Source organism: Microbulbifer maximicatervae (SeqCode) (genome assembly GCF_052467815.1).
Genome location: NZ_CP174326.1, coordinates 3,058,071 through 3,073,377, shown reverse-complemented (window position 1 = coordinate 3,073,377; position 15,307 = coordinate 3,058,071). Strand labels below are relative to the sequence as shown.

Here is a 15,307-nt window from a genome sequence, read left to right as displayed (position 1 = left end):
CTAATCATGCTCCTTAACTATCTTTGCGGACCCAGGAATAGCAACCTCTTCCAGCCAAGAGGCCCAAATAGGTGGGAACTCAAACGAGCGGCCAGGAGTAGTCGGGTCATTTCTCAATGGTATTATTAGCTTATCATACAGTGGATTGCTACTGGCATTCAGTTGAGGCAGTGCCGACTCTTCAATAAAATCATCCATCCACTTAGGAATCTGAAACTCAACAATCTCAGCACCAGGTCTTTTGGATAAAAAATAATCAGCATGTAAATCATCGCCGATGCTTACATTTAGCCTTTCATTTTTTTTGATTATCGCATTATTTGTGTCATCTACAGCGATCAAAAACTTACTTTGCTTATTAAGGTCAGGATCTGTTCCTCCCTGTACTCGTCTAACGGTGACAGTTTCCTCAATAGCGCTACCATTAGGAAGTTCTACGTTATCTGAAGAGCCTTTCCATCGCGGTTTACTTTTTTGTAATGCTAATTTAGCAAGAAGAGCTTCACCGGATAGCACTACAGCTTCACCCGGAGTCACAGCTCCAAGCGTGCCTCCTACAAGCTCCGAAAAAGTCTCAGCCATCTCTGGTGTAATAGTACGACCATCACAGGTTTGTGTGAGGCTTGTACTAGGGCAGACACTCATTCTTCGTACATATTCTTTCTTTAGATTATATCTTGAAAAAATATTAATCCTATCCCAGAAAGTAGGATTCTCTTGATCTTCTCCACCCCATACCATCAGGGCCAATTGAAATGTATATTCATCTCCAGAGATCCATGCCAGGTATAATTGATACAAGCTTTCATTATTAGAAACGAGCTCAACTACATTTAACATCTCTGAGGCAAGAGGCAGTAAATATAGAGAATTATTTGCTGCGGCGTTTTCAGCCGTTAAAGCAGCAATATTGACTTGAGATGCATCGGCACCACTAATAAATGCCGCTAAAGCGCCTCCCAGCTTAGCTAAGTTAATACCATCTCTACGTAACTCCAATAGTTCACTAACGGTAGCAGAGACATCTAGCTTTGAAAACTGCTCTAGCTGATCCGGTGTAAGCATACTAGGATCAGTTAATCCATTATCCTTTAGAAATCTCTCCAAATTTGCCACATCGTCAGCAATCTGCGACTGGCTTTTATGCACATCAGAGACCAGCTCTCCAACGACTCCTCCAAGAGCGCCAGATTGACACCCCTCCTGACTACTATTGCTGCTCAAACTTGATTTTGCTGCACCGATAATACATCCGGCGCCAGCGTGAGCAATATATTTGATAGTGGTATCAAGATCAGTTGCATTTGGCCCATCCCAATTGGCTTTAATTTCATTTGCCATATGCTTGCCAATAGAATTCACAGCTGACTGACCGAGGGACAGCATAAAACTCTCTTCAAAGTTTTGCCCGGTTATTACAGTTTCAATACCGGCATTCACTGAAGCATGGGTAACTGTCTGAACTAGCTGCGCTTCCAGTGAAAGAGTCGAGGCTTCTTTTATTGCCGCATCAACTGCGGCCTGAATTTGAGCCTGCGTAGCATTTCCAGCTTCTGCCAAATCTTTAGCTGCTGTCGCTGCTTCATTAACAGACTCTGTATCAATATCAAAAATAGCCGCATCGATTTGGGCAATTGCGCCGGCCGTAACCATTGCCACTGCTAAGCTCTTTAAGGTGTCACTGGAGGCAAGGTCTTCCATTGCCCCACCCACATCACCATTCACAAGACCGTTAGCTGCGGCAAGAGTTGCTTGACTAACAAACGATGTCATACCTGCTTTAATTGCTGCAGATACAGCTACACCACCAAACTCTCCCACAAAGCTACCAATTGCTGGGCCAGCTACGCAAGCAACTGCAATTGCTATTACAGCTGCAAAAGCAGGGGTAATACTAGTATTAGATTCTTTCCAAGTTTCATACTGAAGCTCAATAGCTGTCCAATCTACTTCAGGTGAAGATGCTCGGACATCTGCCATCCACTCCATACCTTCAAATTTAGACAGCTCCGCAATCTGCTCATCAAGGGATAGCTCAGGATTCCCCTCATACTCAACTGAAACTCCACCTAAAGCCTCTACAGCAAAACCACCCACAATGGTATTAGGTACACCAGTCTCCTTGATATGGCCTTTATTTTTCGTTGTTACTGTAAACAGCCCCTTTTTAACCGAACTATAGGTGTAATGATCGGTTTCAGTTGTCATCAGCAGGTTAACTTTACCCCCTGCAGCTTTAACCTCGGTTCCCAGGCCACCCTTAATATCAGCAGCTCTTAATGTGATATCACCGAAATCACTGTGCAATCTGATATTTTTTCCTGCATCCAGTAAAGAACGAATGGCTATGGTTTGGTAAATGGATTCCTCTATTTTACGCTTACCAAACTTCCCCTTCTTAAAGGACTGAACTGTTTCCAGCTCATCCTCAATAGTTATACCCAAGCCCGCAAGTAATTCTATATGTCCCCGATCGCTAACAATTTCTGCAGCATCCAGAACAATTTGCCCCCCAGCAATCAGTTGAATGGTTTCTTCCGCAGTTAGTTTTGACTGCAGATAGCTAACTCCTGATCGGCGGACATACCAACCACCCTGCCCCCCTTCAAAACTAGAGGTAATATTTTGTGCACCTATAAATATATTGCCGTTCGCCGCAAAAGTTAGCTGATCTCCAGCACTCACTGTAACGCCTTGTAAGATGATATTCGTACTACTGCGAACTAGTAAATCACCACTCGCAGATATCGAAGTCACCTCGCCAAAGAAGCCCCCCGTTTCATTACCAAAATCATAACGGTGGACAAGGGTAGAAGCTTCAATACTGTTAGCGGCAATTGTTAGATTGCCACACGCATCAACTTGACTTGATAGTAAACGAAGTGATCCACCTACTACTATATCCAGCTCGCAGCCACTAACACTGCTATTTTGTACTACAAAATCACCGGCTACATTTAGGAATGCTTCACGGCCAAGCTTGATATCAACATCCTGAATATTGATACGACTAAAGCTAACATTACTATTAAAACCAACACTATGATCAGTCACTCGTCGTTCAGCAATTGTTTGCTCTGTCAAATAAACAACAGGGACAATTACTGTTTCTCCGTGGATAACCCGGCGTTCTGGCCAAACCATATCGTAAGGGCTATTTTCGCGATCAAATTTACTTTCCGAAATTGGATCACCGTAAATCTCTGTCGTGCTCGCCAACTTCGCGTAGAGAAACGCATTGTCATACAAGGTCTTTAACTGGCTGGTTTCATCTTTAAAGTAGGCGCTATCAGAGTCGATTAAATGCCTACCCAGAAGCTCTTGTATTTGATCTCTAACATATCGTGACTGTACAAAGCTGTCCCCTACCAACTTGGGGTTATCATAAATTGGGAGGATTGTAGTGATACCCCCTACCCCAATAGGTACATAGGTAGGCGACCCTAAGGATTCAATATATTCATCCCGTAATCTTCCATAAAAGTCCTGGATGTTGGAATATCCATCTTGAGCGGATGTATCAATATAAGGCGCCGCCGTATATTGATAGCTACCACTAGTGGTAGAAAACTCAATTTCCGCAATGGAATCCAGAACTTGCTGAATTTGCCCTGATGACAAAGCTGCCGCATAAGCTGGCAACATTGTCTGAAACAGGAAACAGAAAGCGACCAAGTGGGTAAAGAAACGCATCCCTATTCTCTTTTTACAACTGGTGACAGTGGTGTTTTCTTGATTCATCTTATTTTTTAAGCCCTTAACTCCACCAGTCAAATTCATTTAGAAAATCAGCAATCACATTACTAAGTGACTCAAACATATCTTTAATCACTTCAAAAAGGGAAAAACTTTCAGTTTTATCTTCAGAATTTGACCCAATAATTCCTTGTACTTGTTCATTTGCCCTAAGTTCGACATCCCAATTGTGGGTCCAGAAAATTTGTAAGGTATCATTGGTCAGATTACTAGAATGTTCAAATACATGATTCACCTCATAAAGGCTAACATTCGAGGATTGACCTGGCTGACTAGGCATTAGGACATCATCATAATTATTCCAACCATCTGGGCTATACTTTATAACCAAATCAGATACAGCAACCTCTTTAAAACCATCAAAAGTATTGTGAGTTATACTTTCAAACTCGCCACTACCTTTAACATTCCCATGCACAAAAAATAGTGAGTCAGCATCTTTAGGTTCAGCAACAACAATTTCATTGCCAGACATTACCGGTACATAATCATCACTACCGGAGCACGGAACAAAGACTGTTCCCGGACCTCTTAAATCTTCGCACAAATAAACCTTTGTCGTGGTAGTTTCTTTGCTAATTGCTTTATGCGAGATACCATAATCATGAACGACAGGTGTATCAAATAGTGCTTGCCCATAAACCTCTAAATAAGCGGCGTTATTCACCAACCCTGCTGTAGCATAAGTCTCTAAATCACCAAGTGATACTATGATCCCTGGTGGGGAATATGTATACGCCCTGGTTTCGTAGGTTTCAATATTTTCTGTAGTATTACCATCTAAGATAGTGTAATAAGTTTGATCTAGAAGAGTTAAGTTTCTATATCGCTCATTAACAATATACTTACCTTCTAATTTAAGAGTTCCACTACCCTTATTTAGCCGCAATACCGCTGATGAATTTAACAGGTAGTTCTGGGCTTGAATTTCTACACCATTTTCACCTGAAATAGTGGTCTGATTTACCAGACTTCTCAGGAGAACAGTGGTCTTATCGTCAGAAACTTTCTCCCAGTAGGGATTAATATTTTCAACCCCTTTCGCTTTAATCCGGACATATTCACCAATAATATGAGCGGATGTATCTGAAGGCTGTGAAAAATTACTCGTCGTGCTTACATTTATCCCAGATCGATAATAGGTGCCAAATTCAGAGGTTTCCGGCTTTTCTAAAGTTAAATCGCCAGCATAAAATGTTAGCAAGTCATCTACGGAAGATTCATTTGGCAGATAAGGAGTGCGAGAGCCATTTCTTACAAAACCGTTTTGAGATTGTACGTCTACAACTCCTCCGGTAATTTTACCTCCAAACTGATTGTAGACATTATTGTCTGCCCACGCCGATAAAGTACTTCCCCCTTCCAGCAGGCCGAAATTCACAATTTCATCGGAGGCAACCTTAAGCGTATGTGCAAAAATTTCAGATTTGTTTTCAAGTCGCCCATTTGCAATTGCCGTTACGCCCTTACCCTCAATATTCACATTTGAGGAAGGAAACAATAGGGAACCATTGGACTTGATAGTAATATCACCATTACTGGTCATATCTTCCGTAACAGTCGTGTCACATACTCCAAAAGTTTGTACCTCTACAGACTCTCCAGAGAGCACAACCTGATTCTGGTAACGTACTGATGATAAGAAATCAGAGGTGGTATCAATCTCAGTATCAAGTGTTAAACAATTTGCGGTAGTGAGCTTGACAGCCGCAGCCCTAATTGATCCTTCCAGCGTCTGGGATACCGCCCCAGATTTCGGAATAATATTTTCTATCTTTTGTAAATCATAATTCCAGCTTATGTCGCCAGCCATGGCATTTACCAGACCTGTTCCCAGTAGGTAATTACCATTTTCATCAGGAATAAGGCCATTACTATCCTTACTGGCCGGCTGGTGAATATCTAGGGCTCCACTAATGAATAGCTCATCGGATAGGGTTTCTACCAACAATGCTCCCGGAGCGCTCATCCCTGAAAGACTGATGGAGCCACTGGTGGCTGTTAGCTCGCCAATATCTGCAACATTATCACTAATTGTCTTTGACGGCTGAGCAGCGGCCATAGTGATTCGAGGAATATTACTAAAACTACAGTTCAGACAGCTAATACTACCGTTTTCATCCTTGGATAAAAACAATACATCTGCTGGTGCCCCCATTACTTCTACGAGGCCGCTTAGGCTTATACGATCAGCGATAATTACAATTAAGGAAGCCGCCTCAACAGGCGTAGAATCCTCTAGCAACCCGGGAATATTTAATAATTGCAGTGGCTGCCCAGATACAGAGAAGGTGTTGAATTGATTCCAAGAAATTCCATTAGAATTAGCAGGTCTTACACGCAGTGTATCAACACTTTCATTATCAACTAATGAAATTTCACTAGAATGAATACTGCTAGGTGCAATAGTAGATGCACTTGAATATGCACTACCACCAAATAGGGCGAGCCCCATTAGCATAGTTTGAACTAAATAGTTTGAATTGAGCTTCATATAATCCCCAACAATGAATGCTAAATCTTTCTTTAGTAGCTGCTACTTTTCAGCCCCAAATAACCTTTGATACCGTACGGTTTAACTCTCTATATCGTTTAGCTTTTAACAAGCAAAATTCTTCAATCGCCCCGAAAGTACTGGACAATTACTCAGCACTTATTAAGCCCAGTATAATAATTAATCAGCAACTTAAAAATTGACGCGGCATCCTAACAAAACTTAACCTTTAAAACCACAAGAAACGCAAAAAATATAGTAGCGGAAACAGCACATATTCATTATGGTGTTACTATCTGGCTACACCACAGGAGTCGCTATTCACCAGCCACCACAATCCCCTGAACAGCTCTTTTTTAGGTGGAAAAGGTAGACTACCACCTCGTAAAACACAAAAAGCACTCTTAGTGCCTACCGTAAATTAACAATGATGAAATAACGTAACACTTACTCTCTCATACCCCAAAAAATACTGATCGCCACCCTGTCACTTTATGACCGATGACCTCTAGCCCCCCCCTGTAAGTAGTCCCAACCTTATTCAAGAGCAGGTTCCCGATGAGCTTTGATATATCCTGTAAATCTGCTGGATATCCTCCACGCTGCTGACAACCAATATTTCGCCGTGCGAGCAATGAACTTCACCCCTATGCTAACGTAATCAGAGAAGCCTAACTCGGTGGGCGCGCCGATCACTTTCTTGAGTTTATCGAAGAGGAACTGTAACTCTTTATCGATAGCAATTTTAAAGGTGGCGGAGGAGACGAAACCCTGGCGGGGTGTTCGCTGGATTCGGCCCTCCCTCTCCATACGCCTTTAAACCAGGCCAAGAGCCTTAACCGACACGTCATTGGAAGCCGCGGTATTTGTCGGCCGATAAGAAAATCTTAGATAATGAATTGACCTATGCAGCACGCAATGCCGACTCGGGAAAAAGCGTGTATTTATTGGTCGCGAGGGGACTTGTAGTAAAGTCGCCTCCGCTTATGCAGTAAAAGACTTCTCTCAACTAGCAAAAAGACTGAAATCTCGCAACTACAATAGCCTTACACTATGAAAGCGCGCATTTGAAAATGAGAACTACGATAGTGCTGCCAATCCAGGCTATGATAAAGGGACAGAAAAGATATTTAGAACCAAGGTACCATCTGGAAATATTCTTCCTAGCGCACCTTGCCCAACCACCAACAAACTGACATTGATTACAAACACAATAAGAATCAATAAAACCTACCAACAAATATACAAAAAGAGTATTTCCCCCCCCCGAGTAAGGCCTTGAAAAAATCATAAAGTAAAGTATATTACGAAAACTTTAAAAACAAGCACGACAAGGACTTAAAAATATGAGAGTGATTATAACTCTATTTGTTTGCCTGCTACCGGTATTTGCACAAGCTGGAGTAAAATCCGATTCAGACAACAAACTCTACGTTAAATGGATCGAAACTGCATGGGGTAAGAATGGTATCGTGATACAATTCGACAGACAGGTCACATACGATGGTACAGACCCAGGCTGCGAATGGAGTTCAAGTGTCTTTGTCAGTAAAAACGATAATGAGATGATGGACCATATATTATCTATAGCACTGTCTGCGCAAATGGCACAAAAGCCTGTCATGGCTTACGTAGAGGATACCTGCAACGGTTATCGTGCTGAATTAATTTCTCTTCAGATATGGACTGAAGAATAATTTATTTTCCGGCCTCCAGGATGGGGGCCGGACCTCAAATAGGGGCCATTTTTAAGCCAGCCGCCTGGAAAAAATAAATTTACTTCACTACCACTTAAGCACCATTTCTTTAACTGCTGAAAAAAACTCAAAAAACGCCCTCCATGACCGAAGAAGATAGATGCTCACTTTGTATTACAGACTGCGCATCCTGCAAAAATGAAGCTTAATTAAGATCAAAATAGAGCATATATAATAATAGAGCCCCAAGCAGAGAATGATCCCAAAATACTTTTTCCAATCTCGATTAGTACGACAATAAATCAGATATTTCTATTGCCCGAGAGATACAAATGACTTAAAAGCCCGTGAAGAGAAAAACTGCTCCAATTCTCGCACTATACTAACCTCCATACAAATATAGATGTAAAAGTAGCCAAATCTCTAGCTACCTAATTTCACTAATTATATTCAAGGTTGGATTATTAAGTTCAGACAACCATATAAGAGAACAAAATTTATTCAGGCTCAAGTTCTCTCAATTAGAAACTCAAAAACAATCAAGTCCTAAATAAACCTTCAATAAGGTGTTATTGCTAACACTGAGAAAAGAAATATAGCAAAGCCAAATTCACTAAAACAACACCCTATGCAAGACTTAAAACAGAAAGACTTGCATAGGGAATCTATTAATTAATCCCTGAACAGCTTAATCGCTTTACCAATTTTTCGGTACTCTTCTTCTACTTCAGGGACATAGCGCGGCCCGTAAAGAGTCCCTTTACTTGCATACACTTCAGGCCAAGCAAAAGGATAAATGGCGATCACATCTTCATTCCTCACAGCATGATCATAAGCTTGTTGAGCTCTTGTTATCAATTGCTCTTCCGTAAGATAGCCATAAGTTGTGTTTTCGGTCATAAATGCACGAGGGATTATGTAAAACTTAGCATCATGCAAAGCGCCCGTATGCTCCCATACTGCCCATACGTTTTCTCTCAAAAGATCGGTCATTCCACCCTGAAAATTAACACCCTTATATTTATCTACACCAAACAAATTGTAATTGATTGGCATATATTCACTATACCCACTATAATCTCCTTCCGGAGAGATCCAATCTACATACGTCCCCCAATACAACACTCCTTCAACACTATCCTCTGTGAAAGTTATAGCTCTATATGCATCAGGAAAGTCCTGCATCAAAATAAGGCCTATTTCATCCAAATACTCTTTTACTTCACCATCGCTCATACTTGACCGATAAAAAGGCTCATCCAAAGGGTCTAGCGCATAGATAATATCTTCATAAGGCTTTAATTTTTCTTTAGCAGCTTCCCACTGTTCAAGATAATCTTCTCTTTTGGTGTAGCCCGACTGTGAATCAAAAAATATAGGCGCCAGCTCTACCCAAACTTTTACCCCATGCCTTTTAGCCTCTGCCAACTTCTCATCCACATTACTCCAATGCAGATTAATAAAAGTCGAAAAAGGAGCGACTTCCGAAATATAATCAACGTACTTACCCGAGTGATAAAAACCAAATGCCTCTATATGATCAGGCACAACGTTTCCCGGGGGAAAAATTATTGGAGTAGCAACCTCTCCATGTAATATAAGTATCTCAGGCTCTTTCAAGTCGGCTGCAGCCGTCATCTCCTCTTGAGCCAACACACCATCTGGCAAAGCAAACAACAGACACCCAACAAGAGGTAGCTTCTTAACATTCTCCCACATAAACTTCCCTATCCCAAACCGTACAAAATTTATTCTCATATCGGCAAAGTGAAATTCGCCCATGAGAACGACAAAAATCTCTAGTCAACTCTAACAGGTCAATACCACCCCGAAAGAGACCATCCCAAAATAGTACGACAAAACAAAAAGCTACCGCAAATCATTACAAAGTAAATCTGTCGTCACACCACCAAAAACCCGACCCATGCCTCTATTTGGTAGGCATTAAAAGATGTGCTGACTTAGAAATTTCAAATCTCTCCTCTTCAAAAGATAAAACATGAACAAATGTTCCATCTATCAATTATAAGAAGCATCTCACACAACATAAAATTCTACTTTTAGCCTAAGATATTTTAAAAAATACACCTGCTAGAAATTAACTCGGGCTGGCACACACTAACTCAAGCACCCCCAGATACTAAAAAGAATCTCATCATTATGATCCGTACATACTTATTCTATCGACCCCAAATTAGACACCTACCCAAGACCACCTTTACTTCAGCGCCTCACAACACCCGTAAATGGTGCTTGCATACCAAGTGGAGCTTGATATTTTGCTCAAAACTATGACATAAATAACAACCCGGCATAAAATAGAAAACATATAGATTAGTAATTTACCATTTGATAAGCCATCAAAACTCTTTAGAATTAATGAAACAACACCATAAGCTGGAGATCCCTATGAAATTCAAATTTCTGACTGCATTAATTGTGATGACCCTATCAAAAAGCGCCTTCGCCGCAGGCTCATCTGGTGATGTCACTATTAACAAGGTAGGCTGCCACATGAATAATGCAACCTGCTACGTCTATCTGGATCAAACAGTTGGTCCAGATAGCTGCAGCAGCAATTCGATACGTTGGAGCAAAGATGCCGAAAACGGCCAAGAAACTCTAAGCTTATTAACCGCGGCATTTTTTGCCGGAAAAAAAGCTAGTTTTTATGTTCTAGATTCATGTTATGAAGATGGCATTTACCCGACCTTTGGATATTTCAACGTAAACAACAATTAAACACCCAAAAAAAACCCTCAGATTCTAACTCATCTTGGCTAGCCAGTTATTCGATATTTTTCAGTTAGATGGCTAGCCCCCCTTAGTACCACCATAAACATTCAAGAAAACTTTACAGCTTTTACTCACTGCAAAGCTATTAAAAGAGAAGAAGTAACAAATATGCCCAAATTGACGATTGGTCTTAGCCCATCAAGCATTTCCCCGGAGTAGCCGGAAATCGAGAGCCACCTAATAGCCAGACAAAGAATAAATATTCCAAAACGCAAATTCCAGCAGCCTCCAAGGTTGCAATACCGTCTGGTTTCTCGGAGGCCTTCATTAGAATAATCGATGTCGAAAAACTAATAACTGCATAAAGTAGGAACAAATCCCGCAAAACAGCCCCCCCCTTAGCCAACAAATAGCCAAAATAATACTGTTCGCAGTCATCAATTATAGCTTCGTTATTAACCTTTACTACTTCACCCCCGCCACGATGCCTCTGCAAGGTGGCTGCTTTAGCCTAATATTTTATCTGTATGGCTAGTTAATAAATATAATAAGGGAAGAGCGGGAACGTATCCCCGCCCTAAAGCTAAGCTTTCCTCAAACGGCGCAAATGCTCTTCATGGGTCTTACGCATATTAATGACATAAGTGCGACTTAACCGATCATGCAATAATTTTCCAACCAGGAAGAAATTGATAATCCATGCAATAAGCCCAAATGCACTAGTGAAGGCAAAGCTTACAGTTCTCCAAAGGCCTCGCAAGTATCCAATCCGCTCGAATTTTTGACTGGTTACCCGATAGCCCATTATATACTTGCCGGGTGTTGCCTGAAGTTTGGAACACTCAAATAGCCAAGCAAACACCAGGTAGGCTCCAAAACAAAAAGGCATGACTTTTGCGGCTGCTACAGCTTCCGGAAAATCAAAGAGTTTCATCACTGCCGCAGTAGCAAGAGAGCCAACGACCATATAAGTCATAACCAAGTCTAAAAAGAGGGCAACACTTCTGGGTACAAAATCACCAAAAAAGTACCTTTCATAATGCTCTTCAAATTCCCCTTCACTTTGAGCCTCCACCTTGCCCCCGCCACGAAGCCCTTGCAAGGGATCAATACGGGACTCATGGATTTCCAAGCTATTAAATATGCTATTGCACAACTTTTCATCGAGCGCTTGGTAGAGGTAAGACGCATTACCTCGCCAATTAAACAGCTGATCACAGTACTGCAAAATATTCGGCGTTACTTGTGGGCGAAATCTCGTAGATCCCCTCCCCTCTACAGCACTTTGATTAAATTGGGCAAAGCGTTCAAATACCGAAAGACCTAAGTTCCAATTGTACTCCTCATCCAGCATATAGGGGCTCTTGGTGAGAAAGTCCCAATTTTTTTCCAAGCTCATTTCCAAATGATTATTGAGCATCTCATCAACTTGCCTAAGTACCCGCCGAAATTCTTCGATACGCAAATCTCTATCCGGGTCTCGCGTCTCCTGAGATTCACTTGACTGCTTATCAGGGGAAACTCTTTCGCTCTGCTCCAAGGGTTCAGAATCGCTCTCTTGTTTCACTGAGAGTTCTTCAGCCACTGGCGGAGTTGATATTCCATCAGCAGAAGGCCTCACTTCAACTTCCTGCGCTCCCTCTAATACTGCTACCCTTTCACTATTAACCCTCTCATGGTTTGTATTTTCTGCCTGCCCTGTTGAAGAAGTTCCCAAGGAGGCTTCCGTAAGCCCAGTAGCCTCCTCTTGTAACTGCTCGGCCAGTTTCAGTGCTTGCTTATAAGCCGCATGAAGGGCCTGGAATTCTTCCGGTTTTTCATCTGGGCGAGTTTGCTTAAGTTTTTTTGCATAAGCACGCTTAATCGCCCGAGCATCAGTGACGGGGTTAATTTCAAGAATGGCCCAGGGATTCATCAAATCCAGTCCTCACCATCCAAACGATCCAGAATTTCACTAACCTCAGTTCGCACTTTAATAATTTCTGTAGGATTTTGTCTTTCTAGGACACTATCAAAGGATGATAGCAACTGAGCTATATACTCACGCTGCTCGCCCAAACTGGATTCATACAGGCGCTCACCACGAGCAATGATTGCCTGGTTTTTTTCATCTTCTCGAGGGTGGAATTTTAGTTTTGCCAGTTTTTGCAGGGCTTCAGCCTTTTGTATATCGGAGAGAGCTCCCGGCGTAAACTCGATTAACTTGTTGAAGGTTTTACCCGTGGAGACCACGGTCACATCCACTTCCAAAAGCCCATTCATATCGTAGGTATAGCGAATATCTGCCGATTCTTCCCCTTTAGGCTTTTTCGGCACAGGAACTGTCATCTCACCCAGGTACACATTTTTAGATACCAGGCGATTCTCTCCTTGGTATACGTCTACACAAAGTTGGGTTTGATCATCCCGAGCAGTCCAAACCCGCCTTACAACACTGACTGGTACAACGGTATTGCGCTCAATAATAGGCATAAAGTAAGCACCGAGCTGAGGATTATCTTCATTGATAACCCCAGTTCCCAAGGTGTAAGGGCATACATCGGTCAGGACAATATCATCCAGTGCTGAGTTCTTTTCTTTTAAGCCAGCCTGAATAGCCGCCCCCATCGCAACGACAGTGTCCGGATCCAGATGACAGGCTGGCAGACGACCAAACATTCGGCCCACCATTGAACGAAACTGGGCCATGCGCGTCGAACCGCCAACCAATACCACTTCATCAATTTTCTGTGGGGGCAAATCTGCATCGCGCATTGCCCGCTCAATTGGTCGTTTCGCTCTTAACAACAGAGGTGTGCTGAGTTTCTCAAACCACTCTGGGGTCACCTGGAATTGCAGGGAGCGTCCATCAAGTTGTAATTCAAGTTTTTGCTCAGGCTGCTGGCTGACTCGACGTTTGGCGCTTTCCATTTGCATATATAAGTTTTGCAAATCGCGAGGGCTTAAGGCTTCTTTCTTAATTTCAAACTCAGCCAGGACATCATCGATCATTGCCTCAACGAAATCCTCTCCACCGAGGAAGTTATCTCCGGCACTGGCATGGACTTCCATAATGCCATCGAAAAATTCCAGGATGGAAACATCGAAGGTGCCACCCCCAAGATCTAAAATAAGGAAGTTTCCTTCACGCTTGTCGTGTAAACCGTAAGCAATGGCCGCCGAAGTTGGCTCGTTAATTAGCCGCTCTACTTTTAATCCCGCAAGGTCTCCTGCCAACTTGGTAGCATGGCGCTGATTATCATTAAAATAAGCTGGGACACTGATTACAGCCTCGGTTACTTCTTCACCAAGAAAAGTTTCTGCATCTTCTTTGAGCGCACGTAAAATTAACGAGGAGAGTTCTGTTGCACTAAATTTCTGTTTCCCCAGGGAAACTTTGTGATCTGTGCCCATCAAGCGCTTAAACGCAGCCACAGTGGTACTACTGTGGTTAATAAGACGTTCTTTAGCCGTTTTGCCGACTAGCAGTCGGCCAGAATCATCAAGCCCCACAACTGACGGGGTCAAAATTTCACCCAAACGATTGGGAATTAGTTTTACCCCTTCATCAGTCAGTACCCCGCAAGCACTATTTGTGGTTCCCAAGTCGATACCAATAATGGCCATATTTCCCCTACCTACCCTTGGATTCGAATTGCAAAAACGATCGAATCTATAGAATTTTTAAGACAATAGTTTTAGCTATATTTATGGCGCATTATTCTAAGCGGCCTTGACCACAAATTGCCAGATAAGACATCGCTATAAAACAGTATCAGGGGATAGGTACTCACAAAGTGAAGCGTGATTCAGCGGTTAGTTGTGGCCCAAAGGGCTGGGCCACGAAAAGATAAATATGAAAATTAGGGGGCGCGACGTTCTATATTCCAGCTATCATTTTCTTCACGGCGATAAATAAAACGATCGTGCAATCTATTTTCGCCCCCCTGCCAAAACTCAACCGCATTAGGCACCACACAGTAACCGCCCCAAAATTCTGGCAATGGAATTGTTTTACCGGCAAAGCGAGCCTTCTCTTTATCAAACTGCTGCTCCAGTTCCTCCCTGGACGAAAGCGGCCGGCTCTGATGCGAAGCCCACGCGGCCAATTGGCTGTCCAGGGGGCGCGACTGGAAATAGGCCTCTGCCTGCTCGCGGGAAACGGGCTCCACCTTCCCATAAACAATCACCTGCCGCTCGAGACGGCACCAGGGAAACAACAGCGACACCTGAGGGTTAACGGCCATATCCCGGGCCTTATCACTCTGTAAATTGGTATAGAAAACGAAACCCTTCTCATCGAAGCCTTTCAGCAAAACAATCCGCTGCGACGGGTGCCCGTCCGCGTTAGTGGTGGCAAGACACATGGCGCTGGCATCAACTAATTCTGCTTCAACAGCTTCTGCAAGCCACTTGCGAAACTGCTCCACGGGGGTCGGCTTCAATTCAGAGCGCCTTAAACCACCCATTTGGTATTCCCGACGCCATTGATCGATTTCCATGGTGATACTTCCTCGGTTGTTCTAGCTCAAAGTTTATTCAGCGAAGTGCCGGAAGGCTATTGTGCGGCAGCCACCTCGTCAAATTCCTCAAAATCTACTGACAGGTAAAGCAACCCAAGCGTACAAAGTTTCCTGCCGCAGTG

At 42.8% G+C, this 15,307-nt stretch carries 9 protein-coding genes; 2 read left to right on the top strand and 7 right to left on the bottom strand.

Features of this window, described 5'->3' with window-relative positions:
• Both ACJJIW_RS13315 and ACJJIW_RS13310 read right to left on the bottom strand, forming a co-directional pair.
• Positions 1–3,780 (bottom strand): DUF637 domain-containing protein, encoded by a 3,780-nt coding sequence (locus ACJJIW_RS13315; RefSeq protein WP_444935422.1) that lies wholly within the window; start codon positions 3,778–3,780, stop codon positions 1–3.
• Positions 3,758–6,250 (bottom strand): hypothetical protein, encoded by a 2,493-nt coding sequence (locus ACJJIW_RS13310; RefSeq protein ID WP_444935421.1) that lies wholly within the window; start codon positions 6,248–6,250, stop codon positions 3,758–3,760. Before ACJJIW_RS13310 ends, ACJJIW_RS13315 begins: the two co-directional genes overlap by 23 nt.
• A 1,472-nt stretch (positions 6,251–7,722) precedes the next feature.
• On the opposite strand from ACJJIW_RS13310, the gene ACJJIW_RS13305 reads away from it, so the two are divergent.
• Positions 7,723–7,947 (top strand): hypothetical protein, encoded by a 225-nt coding sequence (locus ACJJIW_RS13305; protein WP_444935420.1) that lies wholly within the window; start codon positions 7,723–7,725, stop codon positions 7,945–7,947.
• Between the two features lie 672 nt (positions 7,948–8,619).
• Here the strand turns inward: ACJJIW_RS13305 and ACJJIW_RS13300 are convergent.
• Positions 8,620–9,666 carry a hypothetical protein gene (locus ACJJIW_RS13300; protein ID WP_444935419.1) on the bottom strand — a complete coding sequence of 349 codons (1,047 nt, stop codon included), beginning with the start codon at positions 9,664–9,666 and terminating at the stop codon, positions 8,620–8,622.
• Between the two features lie 690 nt (positions 9,667–10,356).
• On the opposite strand from ACJJIW_RS13300, the gene ACJJIW_RS13295 reads away from it, so the two are divergent.
• A complete protein-coding gene (locus ACJJIW_RS13295) occupies positions 10,357–10,689 on the top strand; it encodes a hypothetical protein (protein WP_444894477.1) in 333 nt (110 codons plus the stop codon).
• A gap of 184 nt (positions 10,690–10,873) precedes the next feature.
• Here the strand turns inward: ACJJIW_RS13295 and ACJJIW_RS13290 are convergent, their stop codons facing one another.
• The 4 genes from ACJJIW_RS13290 to pdxH form a co-directional block, all read right to left on the bottom strand.
• The gene (locus ACJJIW_RS13290) at positions 10,874–11,179 is read right to left on the bottom strand and encodes a hypothetical protein (RefSeq protein WP_444935418.1); all 306 of its coding nucleotides are present in this window, start codon (positions 11,177–11,179) and stop codon (positions 10,874–10,876) included.
• Positions 11,180–11,266: 87 nt separating this feature from the next.
• Complete coding sequence (locus tag ACJJIW_RS13285) at positions 11,267–12,598, bottom strand: RDD family protein (protein ID WP_444935417.1); 1,332 nt, start codon at positions 12,596–12,598, stop codon at positions 11,267–11,269.
• Positions 12,598–14,289 (bottom strand): molecular chaperone HscC, encoded by a 1,692-nt coding sequence (locus ACJJIW_RS13280; RefSeq protein ID WP_282933628.1) that lies wholly within the window; start codon positions 14,287–14,289, stop codon positions 12,598–12,600. The genes ACJJIW_RS13285 and ACJJIW_RS13280 overlap by 1 nt, the downstream gene beginning before the upstream one ends.
• A gap of 236 nt (positions 14,290–14,525) precedes the next feature.
• A complete protein-coding gene (pdxH, locus tag ACJJIW_RS13275) occupies positions 14,526–15,164 on the bottom strand; it encodes a pyridoxamine 5'-phosphate oxidase (protein ID WP_282933629.1) in 639 nt (212 codons plus the stop codon).
• Between the last annotated feature and the right edge of the window lie 143 nt (positions 15,165–15,307).